Consider the following 23,331-nt stretch of genomic DNA (forward strand, 5'->3'; position numbering starts at 1 on the left):
TTTAAGTACGGAACCTTTCTACTTTTGGATGATGTGATCATACGAAATTAAAGCAATCGATAGCAGTTTTGCTTACGCTCGACCTTGTCGTCGGGACCGAAACCTAACGTGGCCCCCCTCTACAATCCTTTGACGTGTTGCTAACACCTCTCTCAGTATGATTTATTTCCTAATTTTTTTAAGTTGCTTCTACCTCTTTTTTGGTCTCTTCTGGTGGGGCCGCTCGCGTCAGCAGCGTGCCTTTCGTAAGGAAGAGGAAGGCCTCGCAAAATCAGGTGCGCTCCGCAAGCGTTTGACGGGTACTAGCCGCAAGAAGCTGTGGGCATCTACCATTGCTAAGAACAGCGGGCAAAGCGCCAGTGACGCCTACGCATAATTGTCGCGGGTAACCATCTTTATTTCTCCGGGCGTGCGACTTACGCATCCTTTATTCGTCGTCGTGTATTGTGCGCGGCCGTGGGTGCCGGGTACGATTGCGCGAGTGAGGCAAACCTTACAATAAACTTTCTGATGAATCTCTAAAGTGGCTTTCGTGTGGTCTGCGGTATTTGCTTAGCTTGCCAGCATGAAACGACGCCACTTCTTGCCCGCCGCCGCCACCCTGGCTGCTGCCCCCCTCATCGGTGCCCAGCCCCGAGCATCGCTCCCCGCGGACGGTCGCCACTTAATTGAGCTACGTACCTACGAAATGAAGTTTGGTGGGGGCGGGCAGACCCTGCTCCTGACCTACCTGCGTGAAGTCCTCGGCCCACACCTCGTAGCCCTGGGTTGCTCTCCCCCACGAATCATGAAGGAACGGGGCGACTCCCAACCCGCTAAGCTTTGGGTGCTGATCAGCTACCCATCCGCCGAAACGTACTTAGCCGCGCAGGACCAACCAGCTGATGCGAGCTACGACGCAGTCGGCCCCGATAAACCACTTTACAATCGGTTCAGTAGCCAGCTCCTGCAGCCCTTTGTCAGTCTGCCCACCGTAGCGGACGTTGCCGACGACGCAGGTTTGTTTGAACTTCGTACTTACGAAGGTTACAGCGAAGATGCCGTCCGCCGCAAAGTGGCCATGTTTAATACGGAAGAAATACCGCTATTTTACGAGGTGGGCTTAACGCCAGTCTTCTTTGGTAAGATGATTGCTGGGCCCTACCGCCCCGCGCTGGTGTATATGTTGCAATTCAAAAACATGGAAGCACGCTCCGCCGCCTGGGGTACGTTTGGGCCACACCCCGCCTGGAAGAAAATGTCCGGTAAGCCGGAATACGCTAACAGTGTATCGAACATTCGCCGCCTGTTTTTAGAACCAGTTTAAGGGGCGTCACCAGTTACCTTTGCCGCCCCAACCCGCATAGCACCCGCGTCCACGCCTCCTCTTGGTGCACAGCGATATACTTAGCCCCGTCTTATTCCGAGTGGTATTCGTTTTTAATATACCGGAACATCCGTTTAATCCACTGGTTCCATTCAACAATGGAAAATATTTGGGAAGTTTCCCCGCTCCACCGCCAAGTTAAGAGCGAGGGAGAAATGACGGATCTGTACAAAATTGAAATTCGTGACTTGGCGAGGGCATTCTGTGGTGCGCTCTTTCTGGCATTACCCCTGCACTACACCATGGAGATGTGGGCCCGCGCCCGCGCCATCCCGAGTTTCATGCTGGTAGTAATTCTCGTGGCGGCTTACTTACTCAACGTTGGTTATTGCTACTACAGCAATTTTAAAGGAAGACCCGCCCGCCAGGTGCCATGGCTGGATGCGCTGGAGAGTCTCGGCGTTGGAATCGTCGCCAGCACGATTACCTTGCTGCTAATTGATCAGGTGAACGCGCACATGAGCTTCGACGTGATTATGTCCTGCATTGCGCTGGAAAGCGTCCCGACGAGCTTCGGGGCGAGCCTGGCCAAAAGTCAGCTTTCCGCCGGGAATAAAGAAGATGACCTAACGGACGGCTGGGCCACGGACAAGAAAAAAATCCTCGCCTGCCTGCTCGGTGGGCTGATGTTCGCGTTCAACGTCGGGGCCACGGCGGAGCCGATCGTCATCGCTACTTCCATTAATTATGGTCAACTCATCGGTATCGTCGTTTTTTCGCTACTCGTCAGTTACCTGATGGTGTTCATGACCGCATTTGAAAAGGAAAAGGAAGACGAAGGAGCCGTTATGGGCCCTCAGTGGGCGGAGACCCTCATTTGTTATTCCGTTTCCCTACTGGCCAGCGCCGCGTTACTATTCATGTTTGGGTACCTCACACCGACGACGCCCCACAACTTGGCCATCCCCTGGGTGGTCGTGCTGGGTTACGCCACCACCCTGGGTGGTTCCGCCGGCCGCTTGATTATCTAATTATCTAAAAACCCCAACGGTCACTGTATTTTCGGTGGACAATCACGACTCATTTTTATGGCCGACGACAAACAAAAGAACGACGACAACGCGCAGCAGGATAGTGAAGACGACGGTAGCCAGCAAAGCCCCGCACCAACGTGGTTGTCCTGGTCGATCAGGGCCGCGAGTGGATTACTGGTGGTAGCACTGATCGGTTACTTCGTCTACATGGCCGCCCAACCCGTGGTGGAGCCAACGATCGAATTTACCATGCAACGGGATAAAGTAGAACAAAGAGGCGGGTCCTGGGCGGTGCCAGTGGAAATTACTAATAGAGGAACCATTTCCGTTCACGCGCTAGCCATTCGTGCGACGCGGCCGCGGGTGGGCAACAATGGCGACGAGGAGCAAACGCTGGTCATCCCCCTTATTGGCCCCAACGAGATGGTAGAAACTACCTTCTGGTTCAGTGAAGACCCACGTAACCGGCCACCCGAATTCGCGGTAGAAAGCTATTTAGCACCTTAACCGATATTTTGCGCTAATCTGGGCAACACTTACCGCCGTGAGTCATCACTTTTTACCAGCGGGCTTACCGCTCACTCCCGTCCTGGCATTTGCGTACTCACCTTACCAACATGCTCTTAGTTACTCAGAGCTAAGTATTCCCAAGCTCCCAACTTCTGTACGTCCGCTTCCCCGAGTGCGACCGGATTTTCGGTGAAGACATCCTTGTAAGTGCCCGCAACCATTCCGCTTCCCAGCTCGAAGGTCTGCGGCTGAGCCGATAGATTGATCATGACGATCACGCGATCACCGTTCTTCTCCCGCGTAAAAGCGTAGATATTTTCGTCATTACCCGTCGCTATTTTCACCAACTCGCCACCATACTCACCATTCCAGAGCGCTTCGTTGTTTTCTTTGAGGTCGAAAAGTGTCTTGTAAAAATCAGCGTATTGATAATCGCCCCAGTCGATTTCGTCCTTCTTGAAAAACTCGTACTGCTTGTCTACCGCCGACTCCTGGCCGGTATAGATTAACGGCATGCCGTCGAAGGTGGCCGTCAGGACCGCGAAGGCCTGGTGGCCCGCCCCGAACCGCTGAAATTCCGTACCCGACCAGGAATTTTCGTCGTGGTTGGACGTGAACTGCATCTGGTAGCCGCGCTGGTATTTTTCGTGTTTCTCGGCTAATAACTTATCAATGTCGAGTGCCGTGACGCGTTCCAAATCTTCCCCCTCCTGGCGGGCGATGTTGGCTGCGTCCGTTTTGGCTGCGCGGTTGGCACCCTGCGTTTTGGCGATTCCGTTCAGGAGATGGTGCATTTCCCAACCATAATCTACCAGAAAAGCGCCGTCGTTAACGATGGCGGGCACCTCGGCTTCGGCGAGGAGAAAAGTAGGCTTGATGGCGTAGAGGGCCGTCGTGGCTTCTTCCCAAAAGTCGACCGGGACACCGTGGGCAACGTCCACCCGGAAGCCGTCGATGCCTACGTCGCGCAGCCAGAACGACATGGCGTCGATCATCCCCAACCGCATCTCTTTATTATCGAAATTAAGGTCGGCTACGTCCGTCCAGCCCCAGCTCTCCCCAGTTTCGGGGTTGATGGGGTCGGTGATTTGCCCGTCCTTTTGGGTGTACCAGTCGGGGTGGTCGGTGATCCAGGGGTTGTCCCAACCCGTGTGGTTCGGGACCCAGTCGATGATGGCGTACATGCCGGATTCGTGAATGGTGGCGAGCATGTGCTTGAAGTCGTCCATCGTGCCGAAGTCGGGGTTGACGTCTCTGTAATCGGCTACGGCGTAGGGACTACCCAGTTCTCCTTTGCGTTTCTCGACACTCACTGGGTGGACGGGCATGAACCAGAGTACGTCGACGCCCATCTCCGCCAATCGGGGCAGGTGCTGCTCGAAGGCGGCAAACGTGCCTTCGGGTGTGAAGTGGCGCAGGTTGACTTCATAAATGGCCGCGGTCTTGTGCCAATCGGGCAAGTTGGGCTCTACGGCTAAGTCACTAACTTCCCGCACGGTTTCGGCTACTTCCACGCCGGCGGAAGGGTTAGATTCGCAGGCGCTGGCGCAGGTGCAGAGTAGTAACAGGAAGAGCAGGGTGTGGGGAACGTTATCGATGGAATACATGGCGGTTAGTTGAGTTAGCTAAAGCAGATCGTCGGTTCATAACCGGGCGTCCAGGAAAATTATTGGCTGCGTTGTATCGGGCGGTCCCTAACAATAACAGGCTTTGCGGGGCTCCAAGTTTTGCTGGCCGAACGCCGTCCAGTATTTATGGGTCAGCAAAAACTGGTCGTTATTGGCGCGCCACTTTTCGTCGGATAACTCCACGCCCAGTTCCCGCCGCCACTCTTCGCGTAGCAGTTCCTGATAGTGATCGTAGGTGGTAAAGGAGAGGTGGTAGAGGTCAGCATCGCAAATGATGCGCTCCAAACGATCGGAAGGGCGCTGGGGCATGATGGTCGCGTTAATGCAGCGAGTTACCTCGGCTATCTTTTCCGTTGGGTAAGCCTGGGTGCGGAGCCATTCTTCCGCGAGGCTTATGCTCACCAGCTCGTGACCGGCGTACGTTTTTACGTGGCCCGTATCGTGAAACCACGCGGCCAGGGTCAGGATTTCTAGTTCTTCCGGCGTAGCGTCTTCCGCCTGGCCGATGTCGAGCACGCCCTGCACGACGTTGATCGTGTGGTGAACATTGTGGAACAGACGGTCCTGCGGTAGGTGATCGCGGAGTAGCCGGACGACGTGGCTTCCCGCCCGGTAAACGATGGTCTTACGATGGTTGGTCATGCAGCTAATTTATCGTCACTAATACTGATGGCGGTCAGGCAGGAAACGGCAGGTTATGGGCTATGCGGCACGGTGAATGTACTACGAAGCACCCGGTTGCACGCTTGGTGCAGGATGACGCCGGGCCGCATTGAGGATTGGCGTTGCGTAGCCCGCGTATTTCACCGTGTTCCGTGATGCCTAATGATTAGTGTTAGTTTGCCCCCCCGCGCACCTTTTTTATGCTTAGCTTAACTACGGCGTCCGGGTCAAACTCAGCGCAAATGAGAAATTTTCATAACTTCGTCCAGCATAAGAGCATGTTGAGACTTTGGGTTCCTGGCCGGTTTTAGCTACGCTGCTACTGCGTGGTGAGGCAGTTTTGTGATGGTTAAGGCAGCAAAACCGGAGTTTAGCCGTAGCTAAATGAGGATTTTGCTAACGAAGACTACCGCAAAAGTGGCCAAAACAAGGCCGGAAGCTAAAGTCCCAACATGCTCTAAATCTCAGTACATCACGCCGCAGGGGCACAAAACAATCTCCCGGCGTCATTTTCAGAATCCCATATTTGGGATGTTTAGCTACGGATTGCCCGTAAAACGGTAAAAGTAATCATGAAAAAAGTAGAGCCTCAGGAGGTTTCCCGTTACTGGAGTAAGCTGCCGAAGACGCACGCCGATGCGCTACTGCTGTACTTGAATGGTAACAGCTACCAGGACGTGTCCGACGAGCTCGAAATCCCGGTAGGGACGGTGAAGAGCCGGATCTTTAGCGCCCGGATGATTCTGAAACGGGCGGTGGTGGAGATGTTGACCGGGGATAAGGCACCTGGTTCTGCGTAGAGTTCAACGCAATGCCTGCATTCACGCGAGTTAACAAGGTTCGATGCTGAACTCTTTCCGGACCAGAGTGGAATGGGCCACGGACCAGTTCCCCACATGTTCCGTCAAAATGCCAGCCTTTTTACTGGATGCATTCGAGCGGTAGCTCCCTTCACAAGCTAAAATCAATCTCCGTGTTGTCCCCGATATTCAAACTCTGCCGCAAGCCGCCGATGCTGGCGTCATTACCCACTACGGAATTGCGCAGCACGATATCGTGAATCCGCGCGTAATCGCCGATAATCGAGTCACTCACGATGGCGTGTTCCAGTTTCGTATTGGCCCCGAGGGTCACGTACGGGCCGACGATGCTGTGGCTCAGGTCGCAGCCCGGGCCGATGTGGACGGGGTGGATGATGATCGAATTATCGAAGGGTGGCGGGTCGTCCGTTGCGAAGCCCTCGCGGCTCAAAAAGTTGGCGTTCGTTTCCAGCAGTACCTCGCGGCGGCCGCAGTCGAACCAGTTGTCGACGGGGATGGGTTTGAGCGGCGTGCCCCATTCGTGCATCCTGGCCAGGGCATCCGTTAGCGGGTATTCCCCAATGCTGCGAATCTCGTTCTGCAGGTTGTACGAACAGGCTTCGATGAATTGCTCGACCTCCCGGATCTTGTAGCAGCCGACCATCGCCAGATTAGATTTGGGGATCTTTGGCTTCTCGATCAGCCCCCGCAGGTTTCCTTCGTTATCCAGCTCCACGACGCCAAACTGACGGGGGTCGGCGACGACCTTCACCCCGATGCAGGAAATTTCGCTGTCCTTGAACGCTCGCAGGTCCGCGTCGATAATGGAGTCACCAAAAAAGATAATGATCTCATTCGCGTCGGCGAAGTGATCGCGGGCCAACCAGATCGCGTGCGCCGAACCGATCCGGTCGTCCTGGGTGACGAACTTCGTATTGAGCTGTGGATACGTCCGCTCGATGTATTCCCGGATTTTCTCCCCCAGGTAGCCAATGATGAACACAAAATCCTCCACCCCCAGCTCGATCAACTGATCGACGATGAAGCTGATGATGGGCTTGCCGGCCACGGGGATAAGTGGCTTCGGCTGGGTGTAAGTGAGGGGGCGCAGGCGGGTGCCCTTACCGGCCACGGGGATGATGGCTTTCATGGCCGCCAAGATAGGGCGCGGGCGGGGAACAAACTGCTTATCAGACTGGACTGTAGGGCGAACGCAGCAAACTGCGTAAGCCGCATTTTTTGAGAGGCGATTTGCCGTGAAGGCGTCGCGTGGTTAATTTACTGCGCAGTGTTTGATGCTCTTGATTAAATTCACTGCTGTCACTTACGGCGGCATCTCCAATAATCGGCCGAGGGCCTCCGGCCCGAATGAAGCGTTTGCGTGTTGACGGGACGTGTTACGTTCGGGCCAGAGGCCCTCGACCTATAATCACGTGATGCTTTACAGTGTAAAGGGTACCCTACCGAACAAGTACTGCCCGTTAGATCCGAATTTTTACGAACGATGGTTGCGAAACGAATAGGTTGAGGGCTTCTAGCCCGAATGCGCTTGCGGTAGCTACCACTGCACGTTCGGGCCAGAGGCCCTCGCCCTACAAGAACATAGACGCGTTACGTTCGGGCTAGCAGCTCTCGACCTACAAGACCTTAGGTGGAAGGCCCAGTGCCTCGGCACGATACGATATTTCCCCGGACGGTACGCCATCCCCTGGCGCGCGTGCATTCGGCCCCGTCGGTCTTATGGTTACCCGCGCCGGGGCGGTGCATCGACCGAGCCTACCGAACGTGCGGAAGAACCCTGCTTATTCAGATACTTGCTCTGCACCCGCGTCCGCGCCCAAATAAATAATGCGCGGGCGCGGGTGCCAAGGAATTGCGGTAAAAGCAAAGAACCCCGACCAGCCAGCAAGCTAATCGGGGTTCCATATATGTTTAAAATCTAGTAATTACCGCAGGTTCCGGGCGCCCTGCACCAACAGGTTAACCTTATTGTTAAGTACTTCTACAAAGCCTCCCTCAATCGTAAAGGTGAGTTCACGGCTCGTATCCGTGCCTTCCTGCATGCTTTCGCTTTCATTGTCGAAAAAGCGAAATCCAGTTTGTGAAGGTTGTAGTACAACTTTACCGCCGGACAGCGCGGACACCAACGGTGCGTGATTTTCCAACAACTGAAAAGAACCTTCGATGCCGGGCAGGGAAACTTTGGAAATGGTACCGCTGAAAATCGTGCGGTCGGGCGTCAGTACGGAGATATTCATAGTTGGTAGTGTGTAGCGGCTGCGCCGCGGTAGTATGATGGTATTATAGTCGTCTAGAAGAATTGAAAGCTTGTCGGTGCTGTATTACCTTACTATCCTTCTACTTTCAATACCATACTTTACGCTAACGTAGCCATTTCCTTCTCCCCCTTAGCGATGGCGTCCTCAATGGTGCCGACCAGGTTGAAAGAGTTTTCGGAGTACTTATCTACTTCACCGTCGAGGATCATGTTGAAGCCCTTAATGGTGTCCTTGATGTCGACGAAGACACCCTTGAGGCCGGTGAACTGCTCGGCAACGTGGAAGGGCTGGCTCAGGAAACGCTCCACGCGGCGGGCGCGGCTCACGACGAGTTTGTCTTCTTCGCTGAGTTCGTCAAGGCCGAGGATGGCGATGATGTCCTGGAGTTCTTTGTAACGGGCCAGGATGTTAATCACGCGCTGGGCCGTGTTGTAGTGCTCTTCGCCAATGATGGCGGGGTCGAGGATTCTTGAAGTCGAGTCAAGCGGGTCAACGGCGGGGTAGATACCCTTCTGGGCGATCTTCCGGTTGAGTACCGTCGTGGCGTCGAGGTGAGCAAACGTCGTGGCCGGGGCCGGGTCGGTCAGGTCATCCGCGGGGACGTAAACGGCCTGTACGGACGTGATCGAGCCACGCTTCGTGGAGGTAATCCGTTCCTGCATCAGCCCCATCTCGGTGGCCAGCGTCGGCTGGTAACCTACGGCGGAAGGCATCCGGCCGAGGAGGGCGGACACTTCGGAACCGGCCTGCGTAAAGCGGAAGATGTTGTCGACGAAGAAGAGGATGTCACGGCCACCGGTCGGGTCGCTCAGGTCGCCGTCGCGGTAGTATTCCGCGATCGTTAGACCGGAAAGTGCCACGCGCGCACGGGCTCCGGGGGGCTCGTTCATTTGTCCGAAGACGAAGGTGGCTTTGGATTCTTCGAGTTCCTTCATGTCCACCAGAGAAAGGTCCCAACCACCTTCTTCCATGTTGTGCATGAACTTCTCGCCGTAGCGGATGATGTTAGATTCCAACATCTCACGGAGCAAGTCATTGCCCTCACGCGTCCGCTCGCCAACACCGGCGAATACGGAAATACCTTCGTAACCGACGGCAATATTGTTGATCAGCTCCTGGATGAGCACCGTCTTACCTACTCCGGCACCACCGAAAAGCCCAATCTTGCCACCCTTCGTGTAGGGCTCGATCAGGTCGATCACTTTGATGCCGGTGAAAAGAGGTTCCCGGTCGGTGGCCAGCTGATCGAAATCCGGTGGCGTATTGTGGATCGGGCGGGCGTTGTCACCTTTCGGCACGGCGGGCATACCGTCGATGGGCTCACCGACTACGTTAAACAAACGGCCTTTGATCGCAACGCCGATGGGCATGGCGATGGCGCGGCCGGTGTCGATCGCTTCGGTGCCCCGCGTCAGTCCGTCAGTCGCTTCCATGGAGATGGTTCGCACGGAATCTTCACCGAGGTGTTGCTGGACTTCGAGAACGATGATCTCACCGTTCGGGCGGGTGATCTCGAGGGCGTTGAGGATGGCCGGTAGTTCCGAGCCTTGGCCGGCGAAACTTACGTCGACGACCGGGCCGATAACCTGCTTTACTTTACCGATATTTGCCATAGAGCGATGCTTGTTAGTTCTTTGGGGTGCTAATTGAGGCGCAAAAGTACGAAGGTTTGGGTTGATGGCAAAGGGAAAAAATTAGTCTGGGGTCTTTGGTCTTTGGTCTAAGGTCTAGGGTCTGTAGTCTCTGGTCTGTAGTCCTTGACCGATTGGTGTAATCTAAGGGACGCTTTACCTCGCTCGTGTGGGTTTGTTATCCACGTATTTGTCTTCAAACTTGGTTGGGTTTCTGATCATGAATAAGACTAGTTTTGTTACACTCTCTGATTTGATGTGGAGGCGGTTGTACGTATCGTTGTCGATGTATTCGCACTTTCGCGCAAAACGCAACCAAGTTTCCGTTTCGTAACTCTCGCCGAGTGAGTCAGTAAGCTTAGAAATAAAATGCCTCGGGTATCGACGCTTCGCATATCCTTCCGCCAAGTTGCTGCAAACGGAACGCGAGGAGCGTCGAATCTGATCGGTAAGACTCCTATCCTCATTTCGAGGGAAATGCTTCGTTACCTCAAAAATATCGTGCGCTAAATCTTCTGCCACTAAGTAAGCCTGCAACTTCGTAAATCCGTAATTCATAATATCGCATTTGTCCCAAATCACTACAATAACCGAGCAAGTACAAAGATTTACCCGAATATTTGCGTTTAAAGACGAATAAAAACGATCTTCAAAGACCAAAGACCAAAGACCAAAGACCAAAGACCAAAGACCCTTGACCCACAAAACCACCTACCGAGTAAACTACGCCGACACCGACCAAATGGGCTACCTCTACCACGGCCGCTACGCCGTCCTCTACGAAATTGGCCGCACCGAAATGCTCCGCAGCCTCGGCTTCACCTACGCCAACATGGAAACCGAGCACGGCGTGATGATGCCCGTCATGAGCCTCAACCAACGCTTCGTGCGCCCGGCGCGTTACGATGAGGTGCTGGAGATTACCACTACCTTGCGCCACCCGCCCGGTAAAACCATCACTTTTTACGTGGAAATCCGCAACCCCGGCGGTAAATTGGTGAACGGCGGCAGCGTAAAACTGTGTTTTGTTGACGCCGTGACTAAACGGAGCTGCCCCGTGCCGCCTTATCTACTCGAACAAGTGCAACCGTATTTTGAAGTTTAAAGCCCCGGACCTGGACGCGATCAAGCGTTACTTCCTCGAGCATCCCTTCTGGATCGGGCTACTCAAGTATTCTAAAGAAAACTCCTTTATCGGCTTCGACGGCGTGCCAATCCACGACGTGGTCGTCTTTACGTATAACGAATTGATGCGGGACGACCTGTTCACCCGGGCAAATTCCGTCGCCTTCAGTTTTTTTCTGTCCCTCTTTCCTTCGATGCTCACCCTGTTCACGTTGCTACCGTTTGCGCTGGACATCATGGTTATCTGGTTCCCCCAACTCGACGATTTCAACACCGTGATGTACGAAGAGATTAAGCGCGTCATGCCCGGCCAGGCGGGGGACATCGTTTTTGGCTTCGTGCAGGAAATCACCAACCAGCCGAAGCTCGGTCTGCTCAGTTTCGGTTTCTTGCTGGCCATCTATTTTTCCACGAATGGGATGATCGCGCTCATGCAGGCGTTCGAAAAGAGTTACGTGCGGGTGTTTAAGCAGCGCAACGTCATCCGCAAACGCATCGTCGCTACGGGCCTGACCTTTCTGATTGGCCTGTTCATCGTGGCCAGCACGGTCTTCGTTATCCTCGGCAACTCCATCATCGAGTGGATGACCGATGTGGTCGGCATCGGGGCGGTGACCGCCTTTATGGTCAACGTCCTGCGCTGGCTGGTTATGCTGTTGCTTTACTACGCCACCATCGGCTCTCTGTATCGGTTCGGCGCGTCGACGATCAAGCGCTTTAGCTACTTCAGCCCGGGCGTGACGCTGGCCACGGTGCTTTCTCTAGCCACGTCGGTTGCCTTCTCTTTCTACGTCGATGGCTTCAATCGTTACGACACCTACGCCAAGTTCTACGGCTCCATCGCCACGATCATCATCATCATGCTCTGGCTGCAGCTCAACGCGCTCATCCTCATAATAGGGTTCGAGCTAAATGCGGCGATTGCGGTACGGCGAGACCTAACGCGCGCGCCGAAGGCCGATCAGTTGGATGAAAGTGGGGAGGAGGAATAAAGAATAAAGAGCAAAGAAAAAGGATCGCGGCAAAATCTCCATACAAGTAGCCGTAGCTACCAGCCTACCGCCTACTAGCCTACTAGCCTACCAGCCTACCAGCCTACCGCCTACCTCCCTCTCCTAGACCAACGTCCCCCAAAGTTCGACCAACAGCCTTATCTTAGGTCAACTCTACTACCCGGCAAATCCGTTATAGAGTTGTTAATTTCATACACCATGATCGAACTACTCACCACTATTTCTCTCGTCTCCGGCGGAATTCTGTTTTTGCTCCTGTTGCTTTCCCTGCTCGGCGGATTAGATCTCGACGTGGATGTAGATGCGGACGCCGACGGTCTGGGCATCTTTAAATCCGTGCTCACCTTTGTATCCATGGGGGCCTGGGTGGTGAAACTGATGCTCGTCTCTTACGATAATCCAGCGCTTGCTTTCACGGTGGGCGCGGCCGCGGGTGCCGTGGGGGTGTGGGTAATGAGCCAGTTACTGAAACTGATGCTCCGGCAGGAATCGAACGTAAATTTCAAAGCGGACGACGCCCTCTTCCAGCAGGGCAAAGTCTACCTGAAAATACCCGGCGAAGGACAAGGGCTTGTCAACGTCCGCGTCAAGGGGCGCAACCGCGAATTCAAAGCCACCGCCGAAGATGGTCTCGAACTGCCAACGGGCACGCCGGTCGAAGTAGTCAACTTGGCTGCGGACGGTAGTATCGTTGTCCGGCAACTCGCTTAGCGATCATCACGACAATAATCAAACGTTACAACACTAAATCACACGAACCTTTATCTTTAACACTCAACCCTTTCCATTATGTTAGAACTCATCGGAGGCGTAGTCGTCCTCATCCTCATGTTCCTGTTCTTTCTCGTCAGCCGGTACAAGCGCTGCCCTTCCGATAAGATCCTTGTCGTGTACGGTAAAACGAGCGGTGGAACGTCCGCGCAGTGTTACGCCGGTGGTGCTGCTTTCGTCTGGCCCGTGATTCAGGACTACAAATACCTCGATCTCACCCCGCTTTCCATCGACGTTAACCTGAAGGACGCCCTTTCGAAGCAAAACATCCGCGTTAACGTCCCCTCGCAGTTCACTATCGGTATCGGCGAGGACGAGAAACTGATGCTCGCCGCGGCCAATCGGCTCCTTTCCCTGAACCGCGACGAGATCGCCCGCCTCAGCCAGGAAATCATCATGGGCCAGATGCGCCTCGTGATCGCCACTATGGACATCGAAGAACTGAACACCGATCGCGACAAGTTTGTCAGCAGCGTTTACGAGAACGTCGGTGAAGAACTCCACAAAATCGGTCTGCGCCTGATTAACGTAAACGTAACCGACATCCAGGACGAATCCGGCTACATCGCCGCCCTCGGTCAGGAAGCCGCCGCCCGCGCCATCAACGAAGCCGAAGTAAAAGTCGCCCAGGAGAAGCGAACCGGTAGCATTGGCCGCGCCGAAGCAATCCAGGAGCAACGCACGAAAGTAGCCGCCCTCACCGCCCAGGCGGAGATCGGGGAAGCCGAAGCCCAGCAGGAACAACGCATCAAGATTGCCGACGCCAACTCCCGTGCCATGGTCGGTGAGGCCGAAGCCCAGCAGGCCCAGCGGATCAAGGTCGCCGACGCTAACTCTCGCGCCGAGATCGGAGAATCAAAGTTCCAGGCCGAAGCCCAGGAAGGAAAGAACGAAGCGGCCATCAAGATCGCCGCTTCCAACGCCGGGCGCGACGTCGCCCTCGCCGAAGCCAATCGCCAGGCCGAAGCCGCCCGCAAAGTAGCTAAAGCCAGAGCCGAAGAGGAGTCCTACAAAGCCCAAACCGCCGCCGAACTCGCCCGCGCCGGCACCGAGAAAGCCCGCATGGAAGCCGAGCAAGTCGTCATGGCCGACATCGATAAGCAAAAAGCCATCATCGCCGCCCAGGCGCAGGCCGAAAGTCGCCGCGAAATCGCCCGCGGTGAAGCCGATGCCGCCCTCGCTCGTTACCAGGCGGATGCTAAAGGTGTCGAAGAAGTGCTCAGCAAGCAAGCCGAAGGTTTCCGCCGCCTGGTGGACGCCGCCGGTGGAGACTCGCAAGCCGCCATCAACTACCTGATGCTCGACAAGCTCGAAGCACTGACCCAGATTCAGACGAACGCCATCAAGGACATCGAGATCGACAAGGTTGTCGTTTACGACAACGGTAATGGTCAGGGCGTCGGCAACTTCGTGCAGGGACTCTACGGTATGGTGCCGCAACTCAATGATTTCCTCAACCAGAGCGGGATGCAGTTACCCACTGGATTAGTGAACAATTTGGGGGAGAAAACCGCTCCAGTACCCGTGGCTCCGGCCAAAAAGAACGGTAAGTCACACGGCCCGGTCACCGACGCCGAGGTGGTGAAAAATTCCTAACCGAAGAACTTAGTTTTAAAGGTGTATCGACCCGTTTCGCGTTTGCGGGACGGGTCTTTTTTAGGCCGAGGGCCTCCGGCCCGAACGTTCGTGCGGTAGCTTTACGTCTGGTTGTCAACGGAGGAAGCGGAGTAGGAAAAGAAGGTGGATAACCCACCAAAGGGTCTCTTTTAGGTTGAGGGCTTCTAGCCCGAACGGCCATGCGGTAGCTTTGCTTCTGGCTGCCTCTGGAGTAAGTTGAGTAGAAAAGAGGGAGGTTAGATTATCGAAGAGTCTTTCATTTTAGGTTGAGGGCTTCTAGCCCGAACGGCCATGCGGTAGCGCTACCGCCGTCACGTTCGGGCCAGAGGCCCTCAACCTATTGGTTACTAGGAAATCCGTTCAACTTCGGTAAACTCACCAATCCCGTAAGTGTCCGGATCAGTCCCCCGTAAATTTTTCAATTCCAATAATCCCGGCGTTTTCCCCACCTCCAAGCTACCCAAGTCCGCAAATTGCAGCGCCTCGGCCCCGTTAATGGTCGCCCACCGGAGCAGCGTCGCAAAAGAAACGTAGCTCTGGTACTTGCTGATCGTCCTCAACTCCTCCAGCACGGACAGCTGCCAGTTGGACGTCAGGCTATCGGTACCAATCGTGACTTTGGCGTCGGTATTTAGGAAGCGCGCGTAGTTGGGTAGTCGGTTCTCGATGTAGAGGTTTGCGTTCGGGCAAGTGGCCCAGTAGACACCGCTTTGGCCCCAGGCGTGCGCGGCGTGGATGTCGTCGTCACTGGTGAGGGTATTGTGTACGAAAATGGTGCGTTTAGTAGGGTCCATATGCTTCATCGCGTGGCGGATAGAAGTAATGCCGGGAGCTTCAAAATTATCCAGACTAGCGCCAAAACCCTTAAAAAAATCAACGAAGGCTCCGCCGCCGGTCTGAAAAAGTTCGTCTTCCGCTGGCGTCTCTTGGTTGTGAATACTGACGGTTTCCTGCCCGGTATTAACGGAGTTAATCAACGCATAAAGCGGGTCGCTAACGGTGTAAGGCGCGTGCGGCACGGCGGCCTTGCGATCCTTACCCTTTACTCTTTCCTCATTACTCCCCGCTTGCTCCTCGTAGGCCTTCAGGTATGTCTCAAAATTGCTTTCCGCCGCCGCTGGCTGCAAAAAATCAAACATCTCTACGAAGCTGTAATACCGAATCGGGCTCGCTCTTTTCGTCGCCGCCGTATCGGCCTTATTGCAGATGTCGCCGACGGCTTGGATGCCGGCCTCCCACATCAGTTTGTCCTGCTTCATGATGGCCGCATCGATCGTTGCTTGGTCACTGGCACGCATCGTGATGACGTCGACTAGGAAAGGGAGCAAAGTCTTGCCGGTTTGCGACTTGCCGACAAGGTGGCTGAGTTCTAAATGGCAGTGGGTGTTGATGAAGCCGGGTATCAGGACGCCTTCGTGACGAATGGGCGCGGTCGCAGGTGCAGCGTAAGTTGGGGAGGCAGGGTCCAGCACCGCCGTAATTTTGCCAGATTCGTCGAGGCCGATAACGCCGTTTTTGATCGGGGCGGACGTGATTGGGTAGAGGTAATCGGCGGTGTGGTAGGTGATCATGGCGCGAAGGTAACCGGACGGCGTAAACTTTAGGACGTCAGCCGCGGGTACCTTAACTTACTCGCTCTCGCCGTACCAAACTACGGAAGCTTCCAATTTCAGCAAATGAACCGAACCGTAACCTTGATCTGCTACGCCATCGCCGCGGTAACCGTTGCGGGGCTCGCGCTGTACAACGTCGTCCGCCAACCGGCCCTGAACGGGCACTGGCACGTCGACCAGGCTACTGCTTCCGGTTTTTTCAACCAAGTCGCTACCATTGACATTGGTGCCGATGACGTAGTACTCATCAATGATGTTCTGGAGGAGGGCACATTCATAGGTGGACCAATTGATCGCCTAAGAAACCATATCATCCTGTTCCCTACTTGTCTGAGTTTCAACATGACCTACGAGTGGCAGGGGGAAACACTACTTTTTACTGAGACGGGCCACGATTACGGTAAGCTGGAGGCGAGCGCTACCGCTTACCGCTGTAATGAATCTTGTTGCAACGCACAGCAAGATTTCTTCTCGCTAACGGACTTGAAGGTTGATTTGCCTATTGATGAATCGATCGTCCGTGAGCGAGTGGAAAAGGGGCCGTGGGATTCTGGGTTACTGAGTTTTTACGTCGGGTATAATGCCCGGAGCGACAACCACATTATTCTGGTAAACGGCCAGCCGCTGGACGACGTGGCGAATCTGCTAACCGAACTGGAACGTGGATTAATTAAACTTCCGGAAGACGATCGCAGCGCCGAACCAATCATGATGTACGCTGATAAGGACACGCCGGCGACGCTTCTCTCCGAGATAGCTGAGCTGGTTAGTACGCGGGGTACGACACGACCGCTACTCCGGGCCTACCGAACTCAAAACTTGACGCGGCCCCTACGACTCGGCTTCGGTGAAATGAGCTTGGTCGCAGAGGATTAGGCCGTACCCATTTAGATTTCCTGGTGCTAAGCTAAAGTATGGTGCGGCACCTACGGCCCGGGCTTCTCCTCGCTGGTAATAGTAACTTGAATCTAATCGGAACAACTTTAGCCTTCGCCATGCACGAACTACCATTCGTTCTGCTTGCCGTAAATTTCTTCGCTTGTCGTTAGAACCCTGCTTCTACCCAACTTGACCTGGCACCCGCGACCGCGCCCAACCGATAACGGGCCTTTTGGCTACCTTACTGACGTTACGTCACACAAAAAATCGACCATGCTCAACCTGTCCGTCCTGCTCGAAGACAGCGCCCGGAAATACCCGACGAAAGACGCTTTTATTTACGGAGATACCCACCTTACGTACGCACAGGTCAACGGGGCGGCCAACCAGTTTGCTAACGGACTGAAGGCTACCGGGATAAAACCCGGGGATAAAGTCGCCCTGAGTTGCCTTAACGTCCCCTACTTCCCCATCGCATTTTACGGCATCCTGAAGGCTGGCGGAGTGGTAGTGCCCCTCAGCGTTTTGCTCAAGCGGGAGGAGGTTGTCTACCACCTCGCCGACTCCGACGCCAAAGCGTACTGCTGCTTCCTCGGCGCACCGGGACTGCCGATGCTTGAGGAAGGGTTTGCGGCTTTTGGGGAGGTCGACGGATGCGAGGACTTCGTCGTTATTACCGCCAAAACAAGCGACCCTTCTCCCATCGAAGGAACGTCAACCATGGGTGCGCTGATGGAAGGCCAAGTTGTGACAACCGACACCGCCGCGACGGGGGCTGACGACACGGCGGTGATCGTCTATACCTCGGGCACGACCGGCCGGCCCAAGGGGGCGGAGCTTTCTCACAGTAATCTTTTCCTGAACGCCATACTGTCCGCGGACCTAACCGGTGCCACGACCCAGGACGTCACGCTGACGGTACTGCCCATGTTTCACATTTTCGCGTTGACCCTCCAGCTGAACGCCAGCCTCTACCGGGGGATGACCAACGTGCTGCTCGCCCGCTTCGATGCCGAAGACGTGTTCGGACTGATGGAACGGCACCGGGTTACCATTTTTGCCGGGGTACCGACGATGTACTGGGGGCTGCTGAACTACAAGGGAGAACAATTTGACCTGAAAGCCATTGCCGCCAACCTGAAAAGCTGTTTGTCGGGTGGTGCGTCGCTGCCGGTTACGGTCATCAACGAGTTCAAAGCTCGCTTCGGTATTGATATTTTGGAAGGCTACGGCATGTCCGAAGGCTCGCCCGTAGTTACGTTCAACCAGGCGGACGTTGGCCGCAAGGCCGGTTCGATCGGGACGCCGGTTTGGGGGGTATCGGTTAAGGTGGTGGACGAGGCCGGGCGGGAAGTCCCGGTTGGGGAAAAGGGAGAGATCGTGTATAAGGGTCACAACGTAATGAAGGGCTACTACAACAAGCCGGACGCGACGGCCGAGTCGATCGTGGACGGTTGGTTGCATTCCGGCGACGTCGGCCGAATGGATGAGGACGGGTTTTTCTACGTAGTGGACCGCACCAAGGACATGATCATCCGGGGCGGCCTCAACGTCTACCCCCGCGAGGTGGAAGACGTGATGCTGCGGCACGAGGCCGTATCGATGGTGGCCGTGATCGGGGTGCCGGATGAGGAATACGGGGAAGAGATCAGGGCGTGCGTCGTGCTGAAGGAAGGTCACGACCCCGCCGCGGATGACCTTATTTCCTGGACGAAAGAACGGATCGCCGCTTATAAATACCCGCGTTCCGTTGAGTTTCTGGCGGCGCTGCCCCAGTCGGCTACGGGCAAAATACTTAAGAAGGAACTGCGGAAGGGGTAGTGCCGCGCTTTGAATGGCGATCATAAAAAGTGCCGGTCAGCCGTAGAAGTACAGAATTAGGGGTAGAAAAGTCCAGCATACCTTTCCCCCGCCAAAAGTAGCCGTGCATTCATACCGGGCGTAAGCATATTGGGAGCAGTCATTAAACCGATCTGCAAACCAACCGTATTTTATGATGCATTATTACTTGAAAACGATGCATGTTCTCTTTATGGGAATGGCAGCCGCTACGGGCCTATTGGCCCAAGTTACCCTTACCCCGTCCGGTTCTACCGGGAGTGCTTACCCCACCATCTCGGCGGCCGGCGTAGGCATCGAAGGGCCGGATAATAGTAGTTCCGCCTGCGCCGACAACCCCGACACCGATGCGGGTAACCACAAAGATTTTGGGCCCCACATTTTGCAAACCTTTGCCGCCGACCTCGGTCCCGCCGGCACGGACGTGTTCGAATTCTACAGCCACATCGACGAGGACAGTGACCGCTGCCTGCGTAACGGCAATAACGAGATCGACCGAGTCCGCGTCGAGATCAAAGGTGGCCCCGAAGGCCAGTCCGATCCTGTGCTGGAGCATACCTTCGGCGAGACGAGCTACTACCGCTGGCAGTTTAAACTGGACGCGGGTTTCGTCGGAACGGGCAGCTTCACGCACCTCTTCCAGAACAAGGCCGAGGGTGGTAACGAAACCAGCTTACCCATCCTTACCCTGACCGCCCGGACGAACGACATGGAGCTCGTTTACAATGCAAACAATGTCAGTGGCGAGGACATGAAAATTGTCGACGACGTTCCCCTGAGCAATTTTAGGGGTAAATGGGTAGAGGTCTACCTAATGCAGGTCCACTCCAACACCGGGAGCCTGGAACTGACGATTACGGACGTAGCCTCCGGCGTCAACATCGTAAATTTTTCCCGGTCCAACATAGATCTCTGGCGCGAGGTCAGTACGACAGATCCAACATTAATCAACCGGCCCAAATGGGGTATCTACCGGAGCAAGCGGCTTTCCGGCACCGTCCCCAACCGGATGCGCGACGCAAGCCTGCGGGACGAAGTCGTCCAGTTCGCCAGTTTCTGCTCGTCGGAAACGCCGGAAGGCTTGTGCCCCTCGATCGTCGTGGAAGCGCCCAACGAAGAAGCACCCGGTGCCGTTGAGAATACTTTGCCCGTGAACGGTTCGCAGAACGTCCCCGCAACCATGCCCGTTACGTGGTCCGCGGTGGAAGGCGCTACGAGTTATGAAGTCGGGTTTAGTGCTTCGCTATCTCAGGTAAATAGTAACGTAACTACGGTGACCGATAGTTTTTTCTACCCTACCACCCTCAACGAGGCGACTACCTACTACTACCGGGTAACGGCCGTGAACGATGCCGGCGCCGGCCCGCGCGGCGCGACCAAGCAATTTACTACCCTCGCCAGCTTTGATGATGGCAACTGGGAAGTCGCCCGGGGCCACGCGCGGCCGAACGTGGAGAGCAATGCCGATAACGGTGGTTTCTACGAGGATCAATCTAACGACGAGGCGACCGTCAACCGGGTCGTATCCGTCGATGGCCAGGGGAATAATGCCTACCAGTACCGATCCGGACCCAGCACCGATGGGGATAACAATTACCGGTGGCGCTACCGCCAGTCGGCGGACGAGGAAGTAACGGTAGTGCTACGGGTCGCCCCGGTAAGCGGAGAGAATAACATCACGTTCGTAGAGTTTCGCGGCCTCGGCTGGCGGCAGAAGGTGCGGATCAACCGCAACTCGCTCAAGTTCGAAACGGCGGCCAGCGACCCCGAGGTCGACTTTCCCACCGACTTCTTCGCCGGTGAGGAGTTCCAGACCATTCGGCTGAACTTTGCTAACGGCGACGGGGGAACGCCGATGGTCACGACCGTCTACCTGAACGAAGCAACCGCGGTCTTTGCCAGTGCCGCTAGTGACGGGGCGACCGGGAGCCGCTACGTCGACATCGGCCGCAGTAGCAGCGCCGAGTATGCCGCGACTTACGACTTCATTGCCGTCGACCCGACCGGAGCCTTCGCACCGAGCGAAGGAACCGCGCTACCGTCCGACTTGGAAGGTGCCGCATTCCCCCTCGTCTGGTCCACCCCCTTAACGGTTCGGCCTACCACCAAGGGGCGTTTGCTCGAATGGGCCGTGAGCAATCAGGTAAGCAGTGATTTTTTTACCGTTGAAACGAGTCGTGACGGAAGCAATTACTTGGAGCTGGACAAGATTGCAGCCGATGGTAACCTGGCTGGCGAGCGCAAACTGACGTACGAAGATTTCAGTTTTGCGGAGGGTACGACGTACTACCGGGTGCGGCAGACGGACTACGACGGACGCTTTAGTTTCAGTAACACGGTCGCCATCGGGGAGCGAAACGCACGTACAATTAAGGTGTTTCCGAACCCCACCGCGGATGTACTTCAGGTGCGGGGTCTTTCCGGCACCCAGGCCGATTACCGGATCATGAGCCTGACCGGTCGGGAGTTGAGTAGCGGTAGAATTTCCGAAAACAGTACCGATCTGGAGGTAGGTGATTTAGCGCGCGGAGCTTACTTCCTGCAGATCATCACCGCTGGGGGGGAAGTAGAGACCCGCCGGTTCGTGCGGCAGTAAACCGACCTTATTTATCTACTCTTGTCCACGGGCCGCTAAGTTATTACTTAGTGGCCCGTGGACATTTAGAGATAATTACGATTGCCCTAATTGGCCATCCACCACGCCGCTAGATGGTACCCGAACCGACTACTTGCGTTACATTGCCGGATAAACGCACTTGCCGCATGCCAAAGATTTCCTTATTTATACTGCTCTTTGTCCTAAGTTTAGCGAGTTGCCGGACGGACCCCGCTCCTACTTCCCCCGCCCTTGCGCTCCCGATAGCTATCGGGACCGCGCCCACCTCAACCCGCGAACGCCAAGCCCCCGACGAGCTGTTTGGCGAGCTTTTCCGCCGCGTACAAATGGAACAGGTTTACCCGGACGGGAAAACGTTCGTGGACATGGCACCGCAGGCGAATGCGGCGGAAATTATGGACGCTTACGCCACGGAGAAAGTCAAGCCCGGCTTCAACTTGAAAGCCTTTACGGAGCAGCACTTCGCCCCCCCGGTGCAGCCGGAAAGTGGGTTTGCCAGCGACGGCAACCGGACCATTACCGAGCACATTAATACGCTCTGGCCCGTGCTGACGCGCAGGGCCGGTACGGATGAGGGGGCCGCGGGTAGTTTGATTCCGTTGCCGGAAGATTACATCGTCCCCGGCGGGCGCTTCCGGGAGATCTACTACTGGGACAGCTACTTCACGCTCCTTGGGCTACAGGCGGCGGGCAAAAACGAGCTCGTGCGGGCCATGGTGGAGAATTTCGCTTACCTGATCGATGAAGTCGGTCACGTGCCGAACGGTAATCGAACTTACTACCTGACGCGGAGCCAGCCGCCCTTTTTCGTCTTCATGGTGGAAGTGCTCGCCGAAATTGAAGGAGCGCAAGTCTACCGCGAGTTCTATCCCCAGCTAGCAGCGGAGTACGCTTACTGGATGGACGGCCTGGAGGAATTAACGGAGGTGAACCCGGCAAACAACCACGTCGTGCGCCTGCCCGACGGGAGCATTCTCAACCGCTACTACGCCGCCGGCGACCGCCCCCGCGCCGAATCTTACCGGGAAGACGTATTGACGATCCGCGAAAGTGGTCGCGATAGCCAAACGGTGGCCCGCCACCTGCGCTCCGGCGCCGAATCGGGCTGGGATTATTCCGCCCGCTGGTTCGCCGACGGCGAGACGATCGGTACCATTCGGACGACGGATATCCTGCCACCGGATCTGAACTCCCTGCTCTATAAATTGGAATTAGTACTGGAGGAGCGGGGCACGGATGTGGATGCGGAGTACGCGGGGAAGGCCGAGCAAAGGCGGCGCGCGATCAACGAGCACCTGTACGATGAAACGACTGGGTTTTACCAGGATGTCTACTGGCCAGCCATCACCGGGGAGGGTATAAACAAGGAGGACGACGCTAGCAAATTCACGGGCTACCTGACCCTGGCGGGTGTGTATCCGCTCTTTGTCGGCCTGGCTGAGGAGGCGGCGGCGGCTTCCGTAGGCGAACTGATCGCCGACCGGTTTCTCGCCCCGGGGGGCGTTCGGACGAGCCTCGTCGATACCGACCAGCAGTGGGACGCACCGAACGGCTGGGCACCGCTGCAGTGGATGACCTACCGGGGTCTCAAGAACTACGGGGAGGACACCACGGCCGAGCAGATTCGACTCCGTTGGATGGCAAATAACGAGCGGGTGTACGAAAACGTGAATAAGTTAGTCGAGAAATACAACGTTGAAGACATCACGCTGGAAGCCGGTGGCGGTGAGTATCCCGTACAGGATGGCTTTGGTTGGAGTAATGGCGTTTACCTGAAGATGGCGGACGAGGCGCGGTGATGCTATTCGCAATCGGTTAAAAGTACACGCGACATCACGTGTAATGTCGGAACTTTACAAATAAATGATTTCCTACGCAGCGGGGTATATCCAAAATACATACCTTTGTATCAATTGCGCTAGGAGAATGCATCAGTATGAATTCCCGCAGCTCCACGTGCGTACCAGAAATAAGTGTTGTTCAAGTGTCTTTCAAATAGTGCCTCC

Annotated in this window: 20 protein-coding genes; 13 read left to right on the forward strand and 7 right to left on the reverse strand. The window is 55.6% G+C overall.

Features of this window, described 5'->3' with window-relative positions; translation table 11 throughout:
• The first annotated feature begins 157 nt into the window (after nt 1-157).
• The 4 genes from GGR27_RS11290 to GGR27_RS11305 all read left to right on the forward strand — a co-directional run bounded on the left by GGR27_RS11290 (nt 158) and on the right by GGR27_RS11305 (nt 2,847).
• Nucleotides 158-376 carry a hypothetical protein gene (locus tag GGR27_RS11290; protein ID WP_168037555.1) on the forward strand — a complete coding sequence of 73 codons (219 nt, stop codon included), beginning with the start codon at nt 158-160 and terminating at the stop codon, nt 374-376.
• Nucleotides 377-565: 189 nt separating this feature from the next.
• Nucleotides 566-1,306: an NIPSNAP family protein gene (locus tag GGR27_RS11295; protein ID WP_168037556.1), complete on the forward strand. Its 741-nt coding sequence runs from the start codon at nt 566-568 to the stop codon at nt 1,304-1,306.
• Nucleotides 1,307-1,464: 158 nt separating this feature from the next.
• Entirely contained in the window at nt 1,465-2,337 is an 873-nt protein-coding gene (locus GGR27_RS11300) for a DUF2391 family protein (RefSeq protein ID WP_168037557.1), read from the forward strand.
• 57 nt (nt 2,338-2,394) lie between these two features.
• Nucleotides 2,395-2,847, forward strand: coding sequence for a hypothetical protein (locus GGR27_RS11305; RefSeq protein ID WP_168037558.1), 453 nt, complete (start codon nt 2,395-2,397; stop codon nt 2,845-2,847).
• Nucleotides 2,848-2,963: 116 nt separating this feature from the next.
• Here GGR27_RS11305 and GGR27_RS11310 read toward each other — a convergent pair whose 3' ends face one another.
• Entirely contained in the window at nt 2,964-4,457 is a 1,494-nt protein-coding gene (locus tag GGR27_RS11310; protein WP_168037559.1) for an alpha-amylase family glycosyl hydrolase, read from the reverse strand.
• Between the two features lie 87 nt (nt 4,458-4,544).
• Entirely contained in the window at nt 4,545-5,120 is a 576-nt protein-coding gene (locus GGR27_RS11315; protein WP_168037560.1) for an HD domain-containing protein, read from the reverse strand.
• A 593-nt stretch (nt 5,121-5,713) separates the two neighbouring features.
• Here GGR27_RS11315 and GGR27_RS11320 point away from each other — a divergent pair.
• Nucleotides 5,714-5,941 (forward strand): sigma factor-like helix-turn-helix DNA-binding protein, encoded by a 228-nt coding sequence (locus GGR27_RS11320; protein WP_168037561.1) that lies wholly within the window; start codon nt 5,714-5,716, stop codon nt 5,939-5,941.
• Between the two features lie 151 nt (nt 5,942-6,092).
• Here the strand turns inward: GGR27_RS11320 and GGR27_RS11325 are convergent, their stop codons facing one another.
• The 4 genes from GGR27_RS11325 to GGR27_RS11340 all read right to left on the reverse strand — a co-directional run bounded on the left by GGR27_RS11325 (nt 6,093) and on the right by GGR27_RS11340 (nt 10,409).
• Entirely contained in the window at nt 6,093-7,091 is a 999-nt protein-coding gene (locus GGR27_RS11325) for a sugar phosphate nucleotidyltransferase (protein WP_168037562.1), read from the reverse strand.
• Nucleotides 7,092-7,887: 796 nt separating this feature from the next.
• A complete protein-coding gene (locus GGR27_RS11330) occupies nt 7,888-8,199 on the reverse strand; it encodes a F0F1 ATP synthase subunit epsilon (protein ID WP_168037563.1) in 312 nt (103 codons plus the stop codon).
• Between the two features lie 119 nt (nt 8,200-8,318).
• Nucleotides 8,319-9,833 carry a F0F1 ATP synthase subunit beta gene (gene atpD / locus GGR27_RS11335; RefSeq protein ID WP_168037564.1) on the reverse strand — a complete coding sequence of 505 codons (1,515 nt, stop codon included), beginning with the start codon at nt 9,831-9,833 and terminating at the stop codon, nt 8,319-8,321.
• Between the two features lie 174 nt (nt 9,834-10,007).
• Nucleotides 10,008-10,409, reverse strand: a complete 402-nt coding sequence (locus GGR27_RS11340) for a four helix bundle protein (protein ID WP_168037565.1) — start codon at nt 10,407-10,409, stop codon at nt 10,008-10,010.
• A gap of 136 nt (nt 10,410-10,545) precedes the next feature.
• Here GGR27_RS11340 and GGR27_RS11345 point away from each other — a divergent pair, with 136 nt between their 5' ends.
• The 4 genes from GGR27_RS11345 (at nt 10,546) to GGR27_RS11360 (ending at nt 14,356) form a co-directional block, all read left to right on the forward strand.
• Nucleotides 10,546-10,956 carry an acyl-CoA thioesterase gene (locus GGR27_RS11345; protein ID WP_245184615.1) on the forward strand — a complete coding sequence of 137 codons (411 nt, stop codon included), beginning with the start codon at nt 10,546-10,548 and terminating at the stop codon, nt 10,954-10,956.
• Entirely contained in the window at nt 10,946-11,968 is a 1,023-nt protein-coding gene (locus tag GGR27_RS11350; RefSeq protein ID WP_168037566.1) for a YihY/virulence factor BrkB family protein, read from the forward strand. The genes GGR27_RS11345 and GGR27_RS11350 overlap by 11 nt, the downstream gene beginning before the upstream one ends.
• Before the next feature lie 219 nt (nt 11,969-12,187).
• Nucleotides 12,188-12,700, forward strand: a complete 513-nt coding sequence (locus GGR27_RS11355) for a hypothetical protein (protein WP_168037567.1) — start codon at nt 12,188-12,190, stop codon at nt 12,698-12,700.
• 78 nt (nt 12,701-12,778) lie between these two features.
• A complete protein-coding gene (locus tag GGR27_RS11360; RefSeq protein WP_168037568.1) occupies nt 12,779-14,356 on the forward strand; it encodes a flotillin family protein in 1,578 nt (525 codons plus the stop codon).
• Nucleotides 14,357-14,724: 368 nt separating this feature from the next.
• Here GGR27_RS11360 and GGR27_RS11365 read toward each other — a convergent pair whose 3' ends face one another.
• Nucleotides 14,725-15,948, reverse strand: a complete 1,224-nt coding sequence (locus GGR27_RS11365; RefSeq protein ID WP_168037569.1) for an amidohydrolase family protein — start codon at nt 15,946-15,948, stop codon at nt 14,725-14,727.
• A gap of 105 nt (nt 15,949-16,053) precedes the next feature.
• Between GGR27_RS11365 and GGR27_RS11370 the strand changes: the two genes are divergently transcribed.
• The 4 genes from GGR27_RS11370 to treF all read left to right on the forward strand — a co-directional run bounded on the left by GGR27_RS11370 (nt 16,054) and on the right by treF (nt 23,124).
• Nucleotides 16,054-16,866 (forward strand): hypothetical protein, encoded by an 813-nt coding sequence (locus tag GGR27_RS11370; protein WP_168037570.1) that lies wholly within the window; start codon nt 16,054-16,056, stop codon nt 16,864-16,866.
• 276 nt (nt 16,867-17,142) lie between these two features.
• Nucleotides 17,143-18,690, forward strand: coding sequence for a long-chain-fatty-acid--CoA ligase (locus tag GGR27_RS11375; RefSeq protein WP_168037571.1), 1,548 nt, complete (start codon nt 17,143-17,145; stop codon nt 18,688-18,690).
• A gap of 217 nt (nt 18,691-18,907) precedes the next feature.
• On the forward strand, nt 18,908-21,304 hold the full coding sequence (locus tag GGR27_RS11380; protein ID WP_168037572.1) for a T9SS type A sorting domain-containing protein: 2,397 nt from the start codon (nt 18,908-18,910) through the stop codon (nt 21,302-21,304).
• 167 nt (nt 21,305-21,471) lie between these two features.
• Nucleotides 21,472-23,124: an alpha,alpha-trehalase TreF gene (treF, locus tag GGR27_RS11385; protein WP_168037573.1), complete on the forward strand. Its 1,653-nt coding sequence runs from the start codon at nt 21,472-21,474 to the stop codon at nt 23,122-23,124.
• Nucleotides 23,125-23,331 lie beyond the last annotated feature (207 nt).

This window comes from Neolewinella antarctica (assembly GCF_011927835.1).
GTDB lineage: Bacteria > Bacteroidota > Bacteroidia > Chitinophagales > Saprospiraceae > Neolewinella > Neolewinella antarctica.

Coding starts and splice junctions, on each gene's coding strand:
- GGR27_RS11290 (WP_168037555.1), top strand. CDS start 158: ATGATTTATTTCCTAATTTTTTTAAGTTGCTTCTACCTCTTTTTTGGT.
- GGR27_RS11295 (WP_168037556.1), top strand. CDS start 566: ATGAAACGACGCCACTTCTTGCCCGCCGCCGCCACCCTGGCTGCTGCC.
- GGR27_RS11300 (WP_168037557.1), top strand. CDS start 1,465: ATGGAAAATATTTGGGAAGTTTCCCCGCTCCACCGCCAAGTTAAGAGC.
- GGR27_RS11305 (WP_168037558.1), top strand. CDS start 2,395: ATGGCCGACGACAAACAAAAGAACGACGACAACGCGCAGCAGGATAGT.
- GGR27_RS11310 (WP_168037559.1), bottom strand. CDS start 4,457: ATGTATTCCATCGATAACGTTCCCCACACCCTGCTCTTCCTGTTACTA.
- GGR27_RS11315 (WP_168037560.1), bottom strand. CDS start 5,120: ATGACCAACCATCGTAAGACCATCGTTTACCGGGCGGGAAGCCACGTC.
- GGR27_RS11320 (WP_168037561.1), top strand. CDS start 5,714: ATGAAAAAAGTAGAGCCTCAGGAGGTTTCCCGTTACTGGAGTAAGCTG.
- GGR27_RS11325 (WP_168037562.1), bottom strand. CDS start 7,091: ATGAAAGCCATCATCCCCGTGGCCGGTAAGGGCACCCGCCTGCGCCCC.
- GGR27_RS11330 (WP_168037563.1), bottom strand. CDS start 8,199: ATGAATATCTCCGTACTGACGCCCGACCGCACGATTTTCAGCGGTACC.
- atpD (WP_168037564.1), bottom strand. CDS start 9,833: ATGGCAAATATCGGTAAAGTAAAGCAGGTTATCGGCCCGGTCGTCGAC.
- GGR27_RS11340 (WP_168037565.1), bottom strand. CDS start 10,409: ATGAATTACGGATTTACGAAGTTGCAGGCTTACTTAGTGGCAGAAGAT.
- GGR27_RS11355 (WP_168037567.1), top strand. CDS start 12,188: ATGATCGAACTACTCACCACTATTTCTCTCGTCTCCGGCGGAATTCTG.
- GGR27_RS11360 (WP_168037568.1), top strand. CDS start 12,779: ATGTTAGAACTCATCGGAGGCGTAGTCGTCCTCATCCTCATGTTCCTG.
- GGR27_RS11365 (WP_168037569.1), bottom strand. CDS start 15,948: ATGATCACCTACCACACCGCCGATTACCTCTACCCAATCACGTCCGCC.
- GGR27_RS11370 (WP_168037570.1), top strand. CDS start 16,054: ATGAACCGAACCGTAACCTTGATCTGCTACGCCATCGCCGCGGTAACC.
- GGR27_RS11375 (WP_168037571.1), top strand. CDS start 17,143: ATGCTCAACCTGTCCGTCCTGCTCGAAGACAGCGCCCGGAAATACCCG.
- GGR27_RS11380 (WP_168037572.1), top strand. CDS start 18,908: ATGGCAGCCGCTACGGGCCTATTGGCCCAAGTTACCCTTACCCCGTCC.
- treF (WP_168037573.1), top strand. CDS start 21,472: ATGCCAAAGATTTCCTTATTTATACTGCTCTTTGTCCTAAGTTTAGCG.